Source organism: Streptomyces sp. NPDC051322 (genome assembly GCF_040689485.1).
Lineage (GTDB): Bacteria > Actinomycetota > Actinomycetes > Streptomycetales > Streptomycetaceae > Streptomyces.
In genome coordinates, this window is sequence record NZ_JBFBAK010000010.1 from 319403 (window position 1) to 337262 (window position 17860).

Consider the following 17860-nt stretch of genomic DNA (forward strand, 5'->3'; position numbering starts at 1 on the left):
GAAGATCGGGGCCGGATGAAGTTTCGGGCAGACGGCCCGATCAGCCTCGCCGCCTGGGGGTGTTTGGGCATGCGGTCGGCGACCTCCATCCACAACAGGCCGCGGTCGAACGCATCCAGCACCTCCTCCAGATCGGGCAAGGGGGCGTCGTCCGACTGCCTGGCCGGTTCGCCCCGGCGGGCGGATGTCGCCCCGTGCGCGACGTGTGCTGAGGAGCGCAGCGCTCTGCCAACGGCGACCACCAGCGGCCGGGACCAGTCCTCCGCGTCAACGACTGCGCGAGCCATGACGAGTTCCTCCCAGCTCAAGCGCCGCAACTGTGCCGTCCGCGGTGGCAGCTTGAGCTCCTCCCGCGCCGCGAACACTCCGTCCGCATCACGCAGCAGGGCGAGCGCGGCCGGCTCGCCCCGCACCGTCGGGCCGGCCATCGGCGGGCAGCTTCTCGATCAGGGCGATCCGTTCAGCGGTCGGCGGATGCGAGTCGTACCGGTGGGGTCGCGAGGGACGCCGCTCGGCTGAGATTGCGGCGAGCCGTTCGCCCGGCCGGGCGGCGAGCAGTCGACGGAATCCGCCGTACAACTCGCCCACCGACGGCAGGGCCCCCACCTGCTCGCCCATCCCGGCGTACGTATTCATCCAGTGGTCGTACGCGGCGTCGAGGACCGGAAGGGCCCGCAGAGTGCCGACCATGGCATCGCGGCCCGCGTGCTGGGCGGCCATTCGGTCGGCGAGGGTGGGGTCCTGACTGTCACCACCCTGCTGGCGAGGTGGTTCAGTACTCGGGACCCATCGTCAGCTCGACCGAACAGGGACGGCGTCCGAGGATGTAGCTTGCACGCGGCGCCCTGTACCGGGTCAGCACCGGCGTGGGTTCTTCCCGCTGACCGCACAGAGATCGGCGCATTTTGGCCAGGCGCCAGGTGGGCAATTCGACGCTGGAGGACAAGTGGACTGGTATCCGGGCCCGGACGAAGATCTCCTGTTCCGCACAGCGGCCAGGTTCGCGACCGGCCAGGCGCCCTCCGTGGCAGGCTCCCGGTGGTTCCGGGATGACGTACGCGGCGACATCCAGGGCGACTTGCCGGGGTGGCCGCCCGGCCCGCGGTTCGCCCTCCGCGGCGGGGCCGATCGGGCGGCACAGCGCACCGGGCGAGGCTTCCTGGTCGGTGTCCCGCTGATCGCCAACCTCATAGCGAACCTCGGCGGCGTGTCCGGCTCGCCCTTCGGTGACATCTCCGTACGCGGGACCCCGGAGGAGAAGGAGAACGAGGTCGACGACTTCCCCGTCCTCTGGGCCGCACCCGGCACGCTCGCCCGTACCGTCCCCTGGCAACTCGACCCGGCACGGCGGCCCGAGGGCTACCGGACGGATGTCGTACTCACCGACCGCCGGCTGCTTTTCCTCGGGGTGGCGGGCGGAACTCTGGACTCGGCCGATGTGCTGTGGGAAACGGCCCGCGATGTGCTCGCCGGGGCACGCAGGATGAACTACAGCGAGTCCGGCGGAGACATCCGGATCACCTTCACGGACGGCTCCTGGATCCGGCTCCACACGAACGCCGCCCGGCTCGCCCAGCTCATCAACGGCGCGGGCGGAATGCTCACGGAGATGGATCTCACGGACGGCCAGCGCTACCGACTAAGGGAATTCAGGCAGAAGCTGCCGAAGAATACCGATGCGCCCGCCATTGCCCTGCTCAGGAGCGGCGTCGTCCGGGTCGTGTACCGCACAGGTGCGGAGACCGCGCCGGACGGCTACGAAACTCACACCCTCCTGATGGACGCATCGGGCGGTCCGGCCAGGGCACGACCGGGGGATATGTAGACCGCACCGGCCGAACTGCCCCGTATCGGCGCATTCGCGCTCCTTACCACCACAACGCACACCTCGCTAGAGTTCGCCACATGAGGGAACGGAACGCAGACGCCCGGGCTGCCGGCCTGCAGTACACCGCTCGTGGCGGCATCCCACGCGCCCCCGCACTGCGTGCCGTGTTCGCGCTGCTGGCACTGCTGTTTGCCCTGCTCGTTCCCGCCGGGCCGGCCGTCGCCCAGGGCTCCGCGCCCGCTTCGCAGGCCGCCCACCTCGCCGACCTTCTCCGTAACAACCCGGTCTACGTCACAGACCAGTTGCCCCGCGAGGTGCCGCGCTCCCTGGCCCCGGCCTTCGCGAAGTACGCAAAGCGGACCGGCGTCCCGACGTACGTCCTGGTGCTTCCCGCGCAGCGCAGCGCTGGGGGCTCACTGCTCGCCGCGGTGCACGACCGGCTTGGGCGGGACGGGCTCTACGTACTGGTCGACGACATGGGGGTCGCAGCCGCCGACGCCTACGGGGTACGGGCCGCCGCGGACGATGCGTCCACCGTGTCGCTCTACGAACTCCCCTACGACGCAGGGCCGCTGCTCAAGTTCCAGCGCTTCACCGAAGTGATCGCCGAAGGAAGCACCAAGGCTGCGCAGCGTGCGGACAGTGCGCGCAAGAGGTACGGCGGTGAGGGCGGGAGTTCGCACGAGCCGGACAATATGTACATCGGTCCGACCGACCGGGACAACCAGTCGTTCCTCACCGGCATTCTGCTGACCGGTATTCCGCTGCTGATTCTGCTGCTGTCGCCGTACGTACGGCGCCGGCTCCGTCGCCGCAAGCAGCCGGCCAAGGCATCCAAGCCGACCGTCGACCTCGGCAAGCTGCCGGAACAGGCCGGCGCCGCCTCCGCGAAGTCCGGAAACTCCGGGAAGTCCGCGAAAGAGGCGACTCCCCGCGCCCGGCATCCGCTCGCCGCCCGTCTGATCGAGGCGGGCTGCGCCCTGCTGGCCGCCGTCGCCGTCGTCTTCGTCACGCTGCATGCCTTCGACCAGAAGACGTCGAGCGCCGCACCCCAGCCCACCGCCGCCGACATGGCGGCACGCATCGACCGGGTCGCGGCCGGGCTCCGGTACGACCCGCTGTACAGCGATCCGGAAAGCCCGCAGCTGCTCACCGCCGCCAAGCAGTCCGAACTGCGGCACCGGATGGCCGAGTTCGAGTCGAGCACCGGGCCGGTCTACCTCGCGATCATGCCGCAGCTCTCCGACGACGAGTCGGGCGACGAGCCAGGCATTTTCAGCGCGGCGCTGCACAAGAAGGTGGACAAGGACGGCGTCTACATCGTCGCCGACCCGCTCCGCGGTGATATCGGCGTCGATAACTACGGGCTCCGGATCGACAGCAGTCGGCTGACCTTCGACCTGCCTGATGCGATCCGCTACGACAACGCGGTTTCCGAGCCGGCCGACTTCCGGCTCGGCGCACGGCTCGACCAGCTGATGACGTTCCTCGGCAAGACGCCACGCACGTCCGAGCCGAGCTACTCCGATTCCGGCACCGAACAGGCGCCGGACCCCGTCGAGGACACCACGCTGCACCCGCTGTTCTTCCGCAGCGACTTCTGGCCGGGCGTCTTCGTTGGTCTGCTCGCGGGGGCGTTGGCCTTCGGCATCATCGTCGCGCTGATCAGCATGGCCGGCGGGCTGATCGCCTTGCGGAGACGGCGGGCCGCCGCTCCCGCTTCCGCCACGCCCGGTGCGTTCACCGCTCCGGCCGATCCCGCCGAGGCGTACTTGCGCCGGACGGCCCGCAGCGACATCACGACCCTCGGGAGGGAGTTCGAAGCGGCACCGGAGAGTCTGCCCGAGGCGGTACGCACCCGGGGCTGGGACTGTCTGGATGCCGCCACCCTCCTCGTCGACCGCGATTCCGACGGCCGGGTCGACAACGAGGCCGCGCCCGCCGAGTTGGCCGCCGCCATCGCGCTGGCCCGCGCGGGCCGGGCCGCACTGGTGACCGGCACCGCCGCCGACTTCTGCTGCGGCCTCAATCCGCTGCACGGCCCCGCCACTCAGAAGCACGACGTGCGTTACGTGGAGCGTGGGCGGCGCAGGCGGCGCCGCATCCCAGTGTGCGAGCCATGCCGCCACGCGGCGGCCGACGGCCGGCACGGCCCGCTGAGCGCCCTTCGGCTCACGCTGCCGGGCGCCGACCACGGTGAGCGGGTGGCATACGAGGAGGCAGCCGGTCCGCTGCCCGCCGCCCAGCACGGAATTGCCCGACTTCTCGACGCCGTAAGGGAGTACGCCGGTGTCCAGTAACCCCGGGGGCCTCAAGCGAACCTTCGCCGCCCCGCTCGCCGCACTCCTGTCGGCGCTGGCCCTGGTGCTGGTGCCGGTGCTGGTGCTACCGGCCGCGGCGCAGCCGCCCAGCCCGGGCGCCCGGATCGCGGCGGGGCTGCGAACCTCACCGGTGTACGTCGACCCCGGGTACACCGGATCCGTACCACCCACGCGACAGAAACAGCTCGCCGCGCAGATCGCGAAGACCGGGCTGCCGATCAAGGTGGTGTTGGTGCCGCTGATCAAGGGCGACAGCTTCAACGGCGAGTCCGACAACCTTCAGGGCGTCGTCCGCGACCATCTGACCCAGCACGACCTCATCCTGATCAGCACCTCCGACGAGGCCGGCTACCTGAGCGGCCGTGAGTGGCCGGACGACAAGCATCAGACCAGCGACGCCGTGTCGGCGGTCGGCTTCCTGGACGACATGCGGGACGCGAGCCTCGCCGACCAGGTCTCCAAGGCGATCGAGCTGGTGCAGCAGGGCAACGGCACCCAGGTGTACGACGACGCCACATCCGATCTCGGTTCGTCCGCGCCGAGCGCCACCCACAAGCCGAAGGACGGCGGAACCACCCCTTGGCTGGTCATCGCCCTCGCCGCGGTGGCGGTCCTCGGGCTCGCGGGCGGTGCGCTGGTGTTCGTACGCCGCCGCCGGAGCCGCCCCGCGCCGAACGCCCCCTTCGCATTCCCCCAGGCGGTGTTCGCGGCCGCCCGCAGCGCCGACGAACGTGAACTGCGCAGGCACGCCTCCGCCGAGGTCATCGCGCTCGGCGAAGCGGCCCAGTCCGCCGCCGACTCCCTGCCGGGCCTGCCGCGCGCCCTGGACGCCTACGCAGCGGCCGGCAAGGTCCTGGACGCGGCCCACGGCGTGCCCGACCTGGCCGGGGTCCTCGCCCTCGTCACCGAGGGCCGTGACGCCCTGGCCGGCCGTACCCCGTCCGTCCTTCCGCTCTGCTTCTTCAACCCCCTGCACGGCCGCGCCGCCCGCCGCATCGACTGGCGCCCGCTCGGCCGCCGCGACCGATTGAACGTGGCGGTCTGCGAGGCCTGCGACCGGGCGGTCCGCACCCGACGCGCGCCGGAGGTACTCACCGCTCCGGAGTCGAAGGGTGGCCGCGAAGTCCCCTACTTCGAGATCCCGGCGGACCGCAGCGTCTGGGCGGCCACGGGGTACGGGTCGCTGGTCCGCTCTGCGGAGGACGGCATGGCGGCGCGGGTGGGGCGCGGGGAGTTCTCGCACAAGGCCGGGCAGTCGTGACCACCGGGGTGCGGACGGTAGCGTCTGAGGACCCCAACCCGTCAACCGCTGAGGCGAGTCCGAGAATCATGTACATAGAGAAGGCGCCCAAGATCTGGTCGTCCATCTGCATCGCGCTCTACCTGGCGGGCATCGCCGCCATGGCCCCGGGAACCTTCCCGGACGAGATCGGCCTCTGGTTCGGGCTCTCCGCACTCTTCCTGCTGATCCTGCTGCCCTGCCTGGCCATCCCGATCTCCAAGGTGATCTACCACCGGATCCGTATCGACCGCTCCACCCTCCGGGTCGGCCGCGAACGCATACCGCTCGCCGACGTGGACTTCAACTCCGTACACGCTGCCCTGCAGGGATCGAACCCCACACCGATGCAGCGTTACGCGTCGTCACTGGGCACCATCGACGCCCCGGTACCGGGCCTCCGTGCCGCCGACCGTGGAGCACCGCGGCTGGTCGGTGGGGGCTGGTCCGTGCCGATGGGCATGGACAGCGTGGTGATCGCCAACCGGCAGGGCGAGCTCCTGACGATCGCCACGCGCGACCGGGCTGCCTTCCTCACGGCGCTGGCCAACGCGGCTGCGGGGATGCCGGTCTCGCCCGAAGAACACGGGCGTTAGGGTCTTAACGGCTCGCCCGTCAGTTCGGTCCAGGAGGTAACGGTGGCATTCGGTAAGGGCAGGAAGGTCGAGGAGCCCCCCGTGGAGCCGGTTGCATGGGCGACAGTCCACAAGTTCGTCATCGATACGGCGGAGCGCCCAGCGACGCCCAAGCGCAAGAAGGCTGTGTACGGACCGCGGGCGGTACGTGTGCCCCAGGGCGGCAAGGACTACCGGGTCAACGCCCCTTGTGCGTACCTCGCTCCCGCGTCACGACCCGCCTCAGGGCCGGCCCGGTCCGATCTCACCCTGTACGAGGACCCCGAGGCGCAGCGTCTGCTCTGCTCCGTGGATGCGCCGCAGGAAGTGAACGGGGAGCGCCACCACGTCGTGCGTGACGCACAGGGAGAGGTCATCGGAACCTTGCGTCGCATCCCGCCCAAGCGCCCCTTCCGGCACACCTGGCGCATCGACCAGCCGGGGCATCCGGAGATCGTCGGCCGCAACGAATGGGTCAGCGGTGATTCCACGAAGGAGGTCGTCGGACGGGCGGCGGTCAGAATGACCATCGGTCTTGTGGCCGGCCTGGCTGATATCGGCGGCGACGTCGGCGGCGACCAGCCGTCCAAACCGCGAACCCTTGAGTGGCGAGTGGAGGACAAGGTGGTAATGGTCTCCGAAGGCAGCACGGAAGTCACCATCCGGACCGAATGGGTCGACCGTCGGCTGGCCTTCGCGTTCGCTCTCGTAGGGGACCGCTAGGCATCAGGGTTGACAGCTGCCCGTAGAATCAGTCGCCCATTCGCCCTCGGGGGAGAGCACGTTGAGAACAGCCAATCCGGACGACATGGACCAGCTCGCCAAGCTGCTCGACGGCCGGGGCGGCGTCCAGGACAAAGTCGACGAAGCATTCACCAGGGCCTCGAAGCTGGGCGTCACCAGTCACCTGACGTCTCTCAAACCCTTGCGTTCCTGGGTCACCGACACGGGACCCGACCTGCGAAAGCGTGCCAACTTCGCCCGGCTGGAGAACGGTGACCCCGACGCCGGGTTCAAATGGGCAGGCTTCACCGACGCGGATCTCAAGAAGTACAAGGGTGAAAAGCTCGGCCCCGATGTCATCCTGCTCGCCAACTCGGTGGCAGCCAGCGACGACCCGAAGGCTGATTCATTCAAGCGGCAGCCGCACGAGTCACTCAACGACTGGCTGGACCGGCTCAAGGCTCAGGCGATAGGCAAGATACCCGGCCTGCACCCGCACGAGAAGACGATTCAGTACCTGATCGGACTCTACGGCGACTGGGGTTCGGTCACCTCGACCACCGCGACCGTCACCATCCAGGGAACCGCGCTCACCAAGGTGCTCGTCGGCAACGCGCTCGCCAAGGGTGCGCTGCGGACCTGGAAGACCCGTATCGGGGTGACGCTCCGGGGGTCCGACAACAGTCTCCTCCGGTGGTCAGGCAGCAAGCTCATCAAGATGAAGCTGCCCATCCGCTCGCTCGGCGCACCGGGAAGCTGGTTTCCGAGCAAGCTGGGGCAGTGGGCGCAGAAGATTCCTGGCACGACCGGACGGATCAACGACCTGACGGGCCAGGCCTACAACGCCGCCCGCAAACTGCCGTTCATGGACTCCCCGATCTGGAAGGGCCTCACAGCGAACAAGGCGATCGACTTCATCGTCGGTTCCGATTCGCTCGCCGCGAAGTACGGCGGGGTCACCCACGCCGGTACGGATGTCGCTCGTGCCGGCAACGCGAGTCTTCTCAGGGTGACCAGCAACGCCTTCACGGAATCGCGCGGTTTGGGCGCCACCCGGCTCGGCGCCCTCAGCAAGGGCCTCGGGGCGGCGGGCAAGGTATCCGGCTTCCTGCGCGGGGCCGGTATCGCGGGCAGCGCGGCGTCGACCGTGTTCAGCGCGGCAAACGTCATCTCGCAGGGCAACCCCGTCGACGCCTACAAGCGCAATGGCGCCGGCTACGTCGCCGACGTCGCCGAGGTCGGCTTCAACGCCTCGATGACCGCCGCCATGATCGCCCCGAACCCGGTCACCATCGGCCTCGCGGTCGGCTTCGGGGTCGTCTACGGCGGCGCGAAGATCGTGCAGCACTGGGGCGACATCAAGAAGGGCGCGGGGAAGGCCGCCGACTGGGTCGGCGACAAGGCGTCCAAGATCGGCGACGGAATCGCCGACGGCGCCAAGAGTCTGGCGAAACACGCCAATCCGATGAGCTGGTTCTGACCACACGAGTGTGCCGGGGTGACGTCCACGAGTCGGAACCTTGCGCCGTTTCTTCACCACGGTGGCGCCCAAACGGAAACTGCCACGCAGCAGTACGCTGCGGCGATCGAGAATATAACCGCTACGCACCGTCACATTATGAGTTCGCCATCAGAGGGCCGGACAAACTCGTGCCGAGCCCCCGTCGCGGTGTCGCCCAAAAAGAAGCCCCCATGGCGCCAGTAGCTGCGCCCCGGCACACCCGTAACCGTTACCTTTCTCCACGGGCACAAGGCCAAACTCGAAGCGATGCACAGCAGAACCTCTCGTATAACGCTCATGCGTGCACACTGATTTGAGGGCCGCACCGAGAACGGACGCGACCCTCAAAGCTGCGTGAGGACTACGCCTCGTCGATCAGGTCTGCCTTGTCCGGTAGGAGGTCGGCGACCTTCTCCCAGAGTTCGCCGGCGTTGGACTCGACCAGGACCAGCACGCTTTCCGGGGTGACCTGGCCCGGCAGGATCGGCTCCTCCGGCTGTTCGCGGATCCAGTAACCGCGGTTACCGCAGTCCCAGACGGCGAGGGCGCGGATCATGGCGGCGCGTTCGTCCTCGTGCTTGCCGTCCCAGGCGGTGGTGATGCGCCAGGTGGAGTTGATGGCCAGGACGAGGTTCGCGAATTGGGCGAGCTCGGGGTCCTTGAGGTGGGTGTCCACTTCGACGAGGGCTTTGCGGACGAGGTCGCGGGTTGCTTTCTCCTCGGCTCCGTCGCCCTCACCGAGTGCGACGAACGCCGCATCGAGGGCGCCCATCGTCGTCTCGATGCGGTCGACCGCCGGCTCCTCGCTTTCGCCGCTGCGGAGGTTGACCTTCCTGGCCAGTTCCCACACCAGGGTGCTCGGCTCCAGCGGGACGTACTCGGACTCTTCCTCGCCGGGCCAGCCGTCATGGGAGATGACGGCGTTCTGCCCGACGATGACGCCGTGGTTGACCGGGCCGTGTTCGCCGGTGACCTCGACGGTGATCATGACCAGGGGGTCGGCCAGGGCCCCGAGCAAGTCGCGCATCAGCGGTGCGAGTTCCCCTTCCTCGCCGACCAGGCCGATCTGCTGCAGCTCCACCAGTGACGGCCACAGCTCGTCCGGCGGGTTCTCGCCGTCCAGCAGGTGCGCGAAGACGCCTATGTGGCGGTCGGCCAGCCTGAGACGGCCTCGGGAACTGTCGTACGAAGGCATCGCTGTAGTTTCCTCCCCCTGGGCCTCACGGGCACACGGTTCACTTCTTGGGGTGCTGCAGATCTTTGGCTTCCTGGGAGGCCTTGTGCGCCTCTTCGCGGAGCGACTTGGCGACCGTGGTGCACTTCGTGCGCCAACTCTTGAGCTTGCCGCGCACATCGTCGGCGTTCGGGCCCGCCCAGGTCTTCATCGCCCTGGTGCTCTGGGTGTGCGCTGGATCCACCAGCGATTCGATGTGATCGGCCAGCGACCTCAGAGACGCGGCACGCGAATTGAGGTCCTGGATGTCCGGATTTCCCATAGCAGCCTCCCCCGCTGTCATTCGGACTGGCCACCAAGCATAGACGGGCAGTAGCGGAGAACCTCAAGGGGTCGGCGAGACGGTGGGTGAGGTCTCTCAGGCACCGTCGTGGTAGGTACGCGCCTCCTTCCTGCCGACCTTTTCGGGTTCGCTGGTGATTGCCGCCTCCACCAATGGCAGTAACGCGGCGACCTGTTCACCGAGCCTCCTGTGCCGGCCGGCCAGTTCCCGGTGCCAAGTGCGGGCGTTCTTGCCTACCCAGACGTCGCCGCCTCCGAATTCTTCGGTGGGCTTCTTGAGCGCCTTGCTCAGTGCTTCGATTTCTTTGGCGAGATCGCTGCGCAGTTTTTCGAGATCTGCCTTTCGAGGATTGGGAACCTTTGCCGGGTAATCTGTCATGCCCCCGCCTCTCCATGGTTTGCGGGCACAGGGGCCACGGACCTTACCAACTCCGGTGGCACCGACCCGGCTTGGCCGTGGGGATGGGATTGCTGGGCGGTAGGTCCTCATAGCCTGATGTGATGCAGGACGAAGAAGCGCGAGTAGCCCCAGATGTTCTTTTGCTGCCCACTATGAGCGCCATTCCGGAGGATGCGAACGGGAAGCCATATATCGAAAACACGGTCGACGTCATGCTGGTGCCGGTGGCCACTGACAGCGGTGAGGAACGGCTTGTGGCGTTGGCCTTCAGCGCGGTCGGCCTGCTGGCCGCGGCGCTCGGCGTGGAACAGCCGTGGGTGGCGGTGCCGGTCAAGGAGTTGAATCGGGCCCTGGAAGGGTCCGGGGCGCGGGGCGTGCTGGTGGACGCCCAGGTGGCGCCGGGTCCGGAAAAGGATCACTCAAATGGTTGATCCGAACTTCTCCGGGATCAACCCCGCGAACCTGCAGAGGAGCATTGATGCCCTGGTCGGCGGCAGCAAACTGCTGCACGGAGGCAGGGCCTCGTACTACGGCCGGTTCCAGAAGTACGGGCTCGACACCCGGCATCTGACCGAGATCGGGAAGATCGCAAGCTGGGTCGACGACGAGCTCCCCATGTTGCGGCGGCGCCAAGCGTTGGCTGTGGCCATGGAGAACGACGGTGGGCACCACCGTCGGGCCGGCGGCGGGCCCGCCATGGTGCGGCTTCCTGAACCCGTCATGAGTGTCGCGTCGGCGCGGGCGGACGGGAAGGTGCTCGCGGAGGATGCGGACAAGGCCGGGGCCCTTGCCCGGGGCCCAGGTGGTGCGGAGTTTCACCGGATCGCGGGTGCACTGGCTGCGCATCGCGGGGATCCGGACTTCACTTCTGCGTTCTATGCGCGGATGGATCCCGCGTTGGTGAAGAATCTGCCGACTGTGATCATGGCGGCCGATGCGGGTACGGCGGGGGCGGACGCGAAGGTTTTCGGCTCGGCGTTCACGACTGCGGTCATGGCGGACTCGCCTGCTCCGGGATTCGATAAGACACTGGCGCTCTTTCACGGACCCGTGGGGAAGGACGAGCCGGGGGCTCTCTTCAATCGGGCGCTGATGCAGGGAGATGCGCCGGAACTCTGGGACCGTGGCTGGTGGCACCTGAAGAAGGCCTCATCGAAGCTGCTCGATCCGGCCGACACCTGGTCCGACGACGTGGGGCTGCTGGCCGGTGTGATCGGGGTGCAGATCCAGCTCTCCGAGCACTATGGGGACGCAGCCAGGGAGTTCGCCCGCGATGCGCAGGAGCTTCACCGGCAACGTGTTGCCGCCGTGGGCAAGGCGGCCAAGCGGCAGCTGTCCAAGGCGACCAGCCGCTCGGGCAAGGCAGCCAGAGCGGCGAGCCTTGAGTCGGAGCGGGTCCTGGCGAAGTACGGTCTCGGGTCGTTCTCCAGGCTGATGGAGGCCTCGGTGGGCGAGGGCGCGGGATGGCTCGTCGACAAGGTGCCGAGCCTGCGGCCGCCCGGTGGGATGGGGGCGTTCGGAGGGGTTCTGCGGGCGGGCGGGAAGGTGCCTCTGGTGGGGACGGTGCTTACTGTCGGGGCGACGGCTTGGGATATCGAGCATGGGACCGATGCGGATGTGGCTGTCGCTGCGAATGGGGTTGGGATGGCGGCGGGGGCGCTGGGCACGTGGGCGGGGGTCGGACTCGTGGCCCTGGCTGGCGGTCCCGTCGGCTGGGGTATCGCAGCCGGAATTGTTGTTGGCTTCGTCGCCGGGTACGCGGCGTCATACGCCTTGAAGGACATGCCATCCGGAATCGAAGCGGTGCATGCAGTGAGTACCGCAGCGAAGGATCTAGTCGATTCCGTCAGCGAAAGCGCATCAGACATGAAGCGTTCTGTTTCCCATTGGTTCTCCTAGAACGGGCGATGATGAAGAAGGAATGGCGACCAGCGACCAAGTGGAACCTCCCACCCCGCGCTCGACGTTCGAGCGAACTTGCCAAGAATGAGAGATCTAGCAGGCGCACTCCACCGCTCCCCAAACGCCGTTTCATTCTTTTCATCTTCGGGATGGCCCTCTTCAGCTGCGGACTGTTCGCCGCCCTGTGGATTCCCCCGCACCTGACAGTTAACAACCTTCGCTCCCACGGAGTCACGACCCCCGCCAGAGTCACAGCTGTAAACACTCACACCAAGAGCGTGAAGGTTCGCTTCAGTGCTTCCAAGCACCTGGTGAATACCGAGTTGTACGACGCTTCGGGCATGATCTCGGAAGTCGAAACGGGGGATGATCTGGCGGTCACCTACGATCCGCACGATCCTTCTCAAGTTCTGGCCCAGAGTTGGCTCCGTCACCCGCCGTACGTGAATCTCGCAGTCATCGGCAGCGGGTTCCTGATCCTGTTCTTCACAGTCGGCACCGCAGCCCTCATCCTCCGCCGCCGCCACATCCTCCGCACCTACGGCCGTCCCCCAACACCCGCCCCAACACAGCTCAATCCGGGCGAACCGCCCATCCCGCTCACCAAGACGTGAACCGTCAACTCCGACCAAACCAGGGGCCCAAGGCCCTTTACGGGAACTGCCCGCCGTACGGTAGCGTCCACTGTTGCAAACGGATAGTCCGTTTACCTCTACAACACGGGGAGGATCGCGATGGACCGCGGTGCAGATCTTCATCAGCTCCGGGACTTGGCCAAGCTCTTTGCGCACAAGTCGACCGACCTTCAGACTCTGATCAAGAACCTGAACACGGCCACCTCCAGCAGCCACGGCTACTGGAAGGGCCCCAAGGCCGACCGCTTCCGCAGCGACTGGGAGGGCGTCCGTCCGACCTTCGAGAAGTGGGTCGACACGCTGCACGACGCCAGCAAGTCGGCGTCCACCAGCGCGGACAACATCGAGCGCGCCACCTGATCCCGATCAGCAGCGTGTAAACGACCGCCGGGGCGGCCACCTCAAGCAGGTGGTCGCTCCGGCGCGTTGGCGTGCCGGAGCGACCGCCGCGCCCGGCACGCGGGTCAGCCGCGCATCGCGCCCTGGATCGGGGTGAGGGTTCCGCCGGCGATCAGGAGGCCGCTGCCGACGGGGCCCGCGGTGCTGTTGGCGGGTAGTCGGACGTTGAAGAGTTCACCCTCCTGCGGCGTCTGCGGGGTCAGCAGGATGCCGTTGCGGGACTTGCGGGCCTCGGGGACGAAACCCCGGTACTGGGAAGCCAGGGTGTCCGTGGTGCCGGCCGCGATCAGGCCGAGGCCGCCGTCGGCGCCCTTGCGGATGACGGCCTCCAGGGCCTCGTCGAGGTTTCCGTCGTAAAGGAGTTCGGCGTCGTCGACGATCACCACGTACGGACGTCCCTCCGCTTGCTCCAGCAACTCCTCGAGGTCGTCTTCTCTGCTCTCACCGTTCAGTACGCCGAGTACGCCGTCGCGCCCCTCCAGTTCGCGCAGCGGCGACCGGCGTGGGGTGATGAGCACGACGGAGGTTCCGGACCGGAGCAGCGATTCGGCGGCGACCACCAGGGCGTTGGAGCGACCGGACTTGGGCGGGCCCGCGATCACGAAGCCGGGGCCGGACTCCTCCAGGTCGACGCCGACCGGGGCGAGTTCGTCGCCGCCGACACCGAGCAGTGCCCACAGCGGCGCGCGGGGCGCCGGGGTGGGGTCCAGCTCCAGGGCCTGTGTGGCGGTGATGCGGGCGGGGAGGGCGTCCACGCGCATCGGGCCGCGGCCTGCGGGGACCCGGCCGTACTGAGCCTGCGCGTTCTCCGCGATCTCGCGGAGCCGGCGTACCTGGGCCTGACCGGCCGGGTCGGCGTCGAGCAGGCCGATCTGGGTCTCCTCCACACCGTTGTCGGTGATCCGCAGCGCGCGTCCCGGCGGCATGTCCTTGGGGACCTCGCGCGTCTGCAGCCCGGCCATGGAGTAGTCGTTGACATCGGCGAAGCGCAGCACCAGGCGGTCCGCGAAAGCGGATGCGACGTTGCCGCTGAGGCCTGAGCGGTCGGCAGTCATGACCACCTTGATGCCGACTGCCGAGCCCTCCCGGAAGATCCGCTGCAACTGCTCGATCAACTGGCCGTAGTTGTAGTTCTCGAAGGTGGAGACGAAGCCTTCCCAGCCGTCGAGCAGCAGCACCATCCACGGCAGCCGGTCCTCGGGGGCGGCACCGGCCCGCTGCTCGGCGGCGCTGGAGGCGCCTTCCATGGCGAGCATCTGCTGGCGGCGGGCGATCTCCCCGAGCAGCCGGTCGAGCAGCCGGCGTACCCGGTCGGGTTCGTCGCGGTTGACCACGGCGCCGACGTGCGGCAGCCGCACCAGCGGCAGCAGCGCGTTGGAGCCGCAGTCGATGGCGTACACATGCACGTCGAGCGGTGACGTCTGGCGGGCGATGGCGCCGCCGAGGGTGCGCAGTGCGGTGGACCGGCCGCATCGGGCGCCGCCGATCAGCATGGTGTGTTCGCCATGCACCAGGTCGATGGAGAGCGGCTTGCGGGCCTGCTGCGCGGGCAGGTCGGTGAGTCCGTAACCGATGGGCGCCACATCGCTGTGGGTGGCCGATCGGTCCTCGAATTGGGCGAGTTCGTCGATGGTGACGTGTTCCGAGAGCGGCGGCAGCCAGGGGCTGCGCGGCGCCGGGAAGCCCATCGCCTCCGAGCCCGAGCGGATCGCGTCGACCAGTACGGCGAGGTCGGTGACCATGGTGCCGTCGTCGTCGGCCTCGGCGACCCGGGGGGCAGGGCGGCTGTACATCGGCCAGGTGAGCGGGGCCAGGGTGGCCTTCGGACCACTGCCGCCGGTGGCCGGGCGCCGGCCACCGATACGGGCCGACTGGACACCGACGAGGGACTGCGCACCCGAGCGCACGAAGGCCCGGCCGGGGGTGGACTTGGCGATGGCGCCGGCGTCCATGGCGTCGATGACGTCCTGGGACTCGGCGCCGTCGGTCACTCGCAGCGCGATCCGGAGGTTGGTGTTGGCGCGGATGTCCGCGCTGACCACACCGGCCGGTCGCTGGGTGGCGAGTACCAGGTGCACACCGAGCGAACGGCCTCGCCGGGCGATGTCGACAAGTCCCGCGATGAAGTCGGGGAGTTCGGCGACCAGCGAGGCGAACTCGTCGATGACCAGGACGAGCCGCGGCATCGGTTCGAGCTCGGGGCGGAGCTTACGGGTGTCGTTGTAGTCCTCGATGTCCTTGGTGCCGGTGTTGAAGAGGATCTCCTCGCGGCGGTGCAGCTCTGCGGCGAGCGAGGCGAGCGCGCGCTCGGTGAGGTGGGCGTCGAGGTCGCTGACCATGCCGACGGTGTGCGGCAGCCGGGCGCAGTCCATGAAGGCGCTGCCGCCCTTGTAGTCGATCAGTACGTAGTTGAGGGCGTCGGGCCGGTTGGCCACCGCCAGCGAGGCGATGATCGTCTGCAGCAGTTCGGACTTACCGGCGCCGGTGGTACCGGCGACGAGCGCGTGCGGGCCGTCGCGCCGGATGTCCAGTACGAAGGGACCGTCCGCGGCGACCCCGATCGGCGCCGCGGTGGTCGAGCCGCCGGCCTTCCACACGCGTTCGATGTCGGCACCGGTCGGGTCCGGCATACCGATGAGGTGCAGCAGTCTGGCGGCGGTGGGCAGAGCGCTGTCCGCGTCGTCGCGGCTGACGTCGCGTACCGGAGCCAGCGAACGGGCCAGCAGCTCGCACCAGTCGTTGGCCACCTGGTCGGCCAGTACCTCGCCGACCGCCTCGAGGCCGGAACCCAGCAGCCGCACCCGGGAGGGTGACTCGGCCGTCCAGCACACCACGGCCCGGCACTCCTCGGGGAGCAGCCGCTCGTCCTCGTCGATGCAGAGGGCGAAGATGCCCAGCGCGGGGCCTTCCTGGAGGAGTTGCGGCACGCCGGGCATCCGGCGCAGCAGCCGGGCGCCGTCGAGCACCACGAGGATGTGCGGGTCGGGGCTGAGCGAGCCTGCCATCCGTCCCTGGTTCTCACGGGCGGCCTGGCGCCTGGTGAGTTCGTTGACGAGTTCGTTGACCCGCCGGGCGATGGCCTCCGAGTCCGAGCCGACCAGGGCGACGCAGTCCTGGCCCTGCTGGGGTGCGGTGTGCGGGATCCAGTGCGCCCAGTTCCATTCGGCGGCGGCGTCCCGCGCGGAGGACAGGACGACAAGTCCCAGTTCACGGGGGCTGTGCAGGACGGCCGCCTGCACGGCGAGCCAGCGCGCGGTGGCGAGCGTGCGGGGGCGGTCGCCGGCGATACCGACCACGCCGAGCTCGGGGAAGGGCAGCGTGATCGGTACGTCGGCGAGCCTGGGCGGCTGGGGCCCTTCGTCGTCGAACTGCGCTCCGCGGCCCATGACCAGCTCGATGTCGGCGGGCAGGCTGCCCACACCGATCCGCAGCTTCAGCACGTCGGGGTCGGTGAGCCGGCGTTCCCACAGCCGGCGGCGCGGTCCGGTGGCGAAGAGCAGGATCTCGGCCGGGTCTGGGTTGCCGGTACGCAGCCGCCGCTGCTCCTCCTTGGCGACCTTGAGCAGGTCGGCTTCGTGGGCGGCGACGTCCTTCTTGTACTGCTTGACCGATGTCTTGTTCTTCTTCTTGCCCTCACGGTTGTCGCTCAGCCACTGACCGAGCATCATCACCGGGCTCATCAGGCAGAACATCAGCATGTAGATCTGCTTGGTGACGAAGTACATGGCGAGGCCGAAGGCCATCGGCATGAGCGCCGCGATCATCTGGAAGCGGGCGCGTTCGCTCTTCGACGGCGGTACGGGCACGACAAGTCGCGGGCGTGGCCGGAGCGGTGAGAGGCGCGGGGGCCGGTTGTACGCCAGTCCGCCTTCGCCGGTGTCGGAGAGATGGGCGTCCGGCTCGCCGGCCTCGTCGAGTATGAGGAGCGAGTCACCGATGCGGGCGACACCGCCCAGCGGCCAGTTCTGTTCGCCGACGACCGGTACGTCGTCCAGGTGGGCGGCGCCGGGCTGAGCTGTGAGTACTGCCCTTCCCTGCACGTCGATGGCCACCCGTGCCGCCACGGGCGGCAGTTGGGGGTCGGTGACGGCCAGCGTGCAGGTCGGGGCGGATCCGATGGTGGCGGTCCCGGCGGCCAGCCGGACGACCCGGCCGGACGAGGCGCCGCCCGCGACCCGTAGTTCGTACCGGCCGGCGGGTTCGCCTCGGCGCAGCAGCGGGCCGATGGAATCGTCGACGGAGATCCGCATTCCGTCGCGCAGCACGGACGTCACCGGTGTACGGGGGTCGCAGCGGTTGCCGTCGGCCCAGAGTGTGGGGCTGTGGACGGGCTCGTTTCCGTAGGTGAACCGCGGATCCAGGGTGGTCCCCGGCATGGGGACCACGACGGAGGGCATCGCACGGCGTCCGGGGCCATAACCCGGTTGTGGGGCCTGCCGGGTGGCGGCGAGCACCTCCGCGAGGTCCCCCGCGGTGGCTGCGTCGTCCGTGTTGACCAGCACGTCCTGCGGCTCTTCCCCCTCCCGCACGACTGTCACCAGCACTCGCATGGTCGTCTTCCTCCCTGCCGGCCCGCGCTGGCTACATCGTCCATGGATTCACTGAGGCTAATGGGTGCGAACGCCTGCCGGAACAGGCGCCCTGTCACCTCAGACGGCTCTACCGTCTTGATCGGGTTGATCGAGCCATTCGTAGGGTTGGGTCACCCAGGGGTGCTGGGTGTGGCTATCAGGCGGCTGCCG

The 17860-nt window shown here is 68.6% G+C and carries 15 protein-coding genes; 10 read left to right on the forward strand and 5 right to left on the reverse strand.

Translation table 11 applies throughout. The features are described 5' to 3' along the window. Positions 1-375: 375 nt before the first annotated feature. Positions 376-720: a hypothetical protein gene (locus tag AB0436_RS24305; protein ID WP_366470019.1), complete on the reverse strand. Its 345-nt coding sequence runs from the start codon at positions 718-720 to the stop codon at positions 376-378. A gap of 226 nt (positions 721-946) precedes the next feature. Between AB0436_RS24305 and AB0436_RS24310 the strand changes: the two genes are divergently transcribed. The 6 genes from AB0436_RS24310 to AB0436_RS24335 all read left to right on the forward strand — a co-directional run bounded on the left by AB0436_RS24310 (position 947) and on the right by AB0436_RS24335 (position 8245). Further along, the gene (locus AB0436_RS24310; protein ID WP_366470020.1) at positions 947-1825 is read left to right on the forward strand and encodes a hypothetical protein; all 879 of its coding nucleotides are present in this window, start codon (positions 947-949) and stop codon (positions 1823-1825) included. Positions 1826-1905: 80 nt separating this feature from the next. After that, positions 1906-4128, forward strand: a complete 2223-nt coding sequence (locus AB0436_RS24315; protein ID WP_366470021.1) for a hypothetical protein — start codon at positions 1906-1908, stop codon at positions 4126-4128. Continuing rightward, positions 4118-5410, forward strand: a complete 1293-nt coding sequence (locus AB0436_RS24320) for a hypothetical protein (protein ID WP_366470022.1) — start codon at positions 4118-4120, stop codon at positions 5408-5410. The genes AB0436_RS24315 and AB0436_RS24320 overlap by 11 nt, the downstream gene beginning before the upstream one ends. A 68-nt stretch (positions 5411-5478) precedes the next feature. After that, positions 5479-6024: a hypothetical protein gene (locus AB0436_RS24325; RefSeq protein WP_366470023.1), complete on the forward strand. Its 546-nt coding sequence runs from the start codon at positions 5479-5481 to the stop codon at positions 6022-6024. 42 nt (positions 6025-6066) lie between these two features. Beyond that, positions 6067-6765 carry a hypothetical protein gene (locus AB0436_RS24330; protein WP_366470025.1) on the forward strand — a complete coding sequence of 233 codons (699 nt, stop codon included), beginning with the start codon at positions 6067-6069 and terminating at the stop codon, positions 6763-6765. A gap of 61 nt (positions 6766-6826) precedes the next feature. Continuing rightward, positions 6827-8245, forward strand: a complete 1419-nt coding sequence (locus tag AB0436_RS24335) for a PE-PGRS family protein (protein ID WP_366470026.1) — start codon at positions 6827-6829, stop codon at positions 8243-8245. A 382-nt stretch (positions 8246-8627) separates the two neighbouring features. Here AB0436_RS24335 and AB0436_RS24340 read toward each other — a convergent pair whose 3' ends face one another. The 3 genes from AB0436_RS24340 to AB0436_RS24350 all read right to left on the reverse strand — a co-directional run bounded on the left by AB0436_RS24340 (position 8628) and on the right by AB0436_RS24350 (position 10161). Next, positions 8628-9461 (reverse strand): hypothetical protein, encoded by an 834-nt coding sequence (locus tag AB0436_RS24340; protein WP_366470027.1) that lies wholly within the window; start codon positions 9459-9461, stop codon positions 8628-8630. Between the two features lie 40 nt (positions 9462-9501). After that, a complete protein-coding gene (locus AB0436_RS24345; RefSeq protein WP_366470028.1) occupies positions 9502-9762 on the reverse strand; it encodes a hypothetical protein in 261 nt (86 codons plus the stop codon). A gap of 96 nt (positions 9763-9858) precedes the next feature. Next, positions 9859-10161: a hypothetical protein gene (locus AB0436_RS24350; RefSeq protein WP_366470029.1), complete on the reverse strand. Its 303-nt coding sequence runs from the start codon at positions 10159-10161 to the stop codon at positions 9859-9861. A 122-nt stretch (positions 10162-10283) separates the two neighbouring features. Between AB0436_RS24350 and AB0436_RS24355 the strand changes: the two genes are divergently transcribed. The 4 genes from AB0436_RS24355 to AB0436_RS24370 all read left to right on the forward strand — a co-directional run bounded on the left by AB0436_RS24355 (position 10284) and on the right by AB0436_RS24370 (position 13079). Continuing rightward, positions 10284-10613, forward strand: a complete 330-nt coding sequence (locus AB0436_RS24355) for an SAV_915 family protein (RefSeq protein WP_366470030.1) — start codon at positions 10284-10286, stop codon at positions 10611-10613. Beyond that, positions 10606-12081, forward strand: coding sequence for a hypothetical protein (locus AB0436_RS24360; protein ID WP_366470031.1), 1476 nt, complete (start codon positions 10606-10608; stop codon positions 12079-12081). Before AB0436_RS24355 ends, AB0436_RS24360 begins: the two co-directional genes overlap by 8 nt. Positions 12082-12233: 152 nt before the next feature. Then, positions 12234-12698, forward strand: coding sequence for a DUF3592 domain-containing protein (locus AB0436_RS24365; protein WP_366470032.1), 465 nt, complete (start codon positions 12234-12236; stop codon positions 12696-12698). Between the two features lie 120 nt (positions 12699-12818). Next, on the forward strand, positions 12819-13079 hold the full coding sequence (locus tag AB0436_RS24370; RefSeq protein WP_328537326.1) for a WXG100 family type VII secretion target: 261 nt from the start codon (positions 12819-12821) through the stop codon (positions 13077-13079). A 104-nt stretch (positions 13080-13183) separates the two neighbouring features. Here AB0436_RS24370 and AB0436_RS24375 read toward each other — a convergent pair whose 3' ends face one another. After that, positions 13184-17668 carry an FtsK/SpoIIIE domain-containing protein gene (locus AB0436_RS24375; RefSeq protein WP_366470033.1) on the reverse strand — a complete coding sequence of 1495 codons (4485 nt, stop codon included), beginning with the start codon at positions 17666-17668 and terminating at the stop codon, positions 13184-13186. Between the last annotated feature and the right edge of the window lie 192 nt (positions 17669-17860).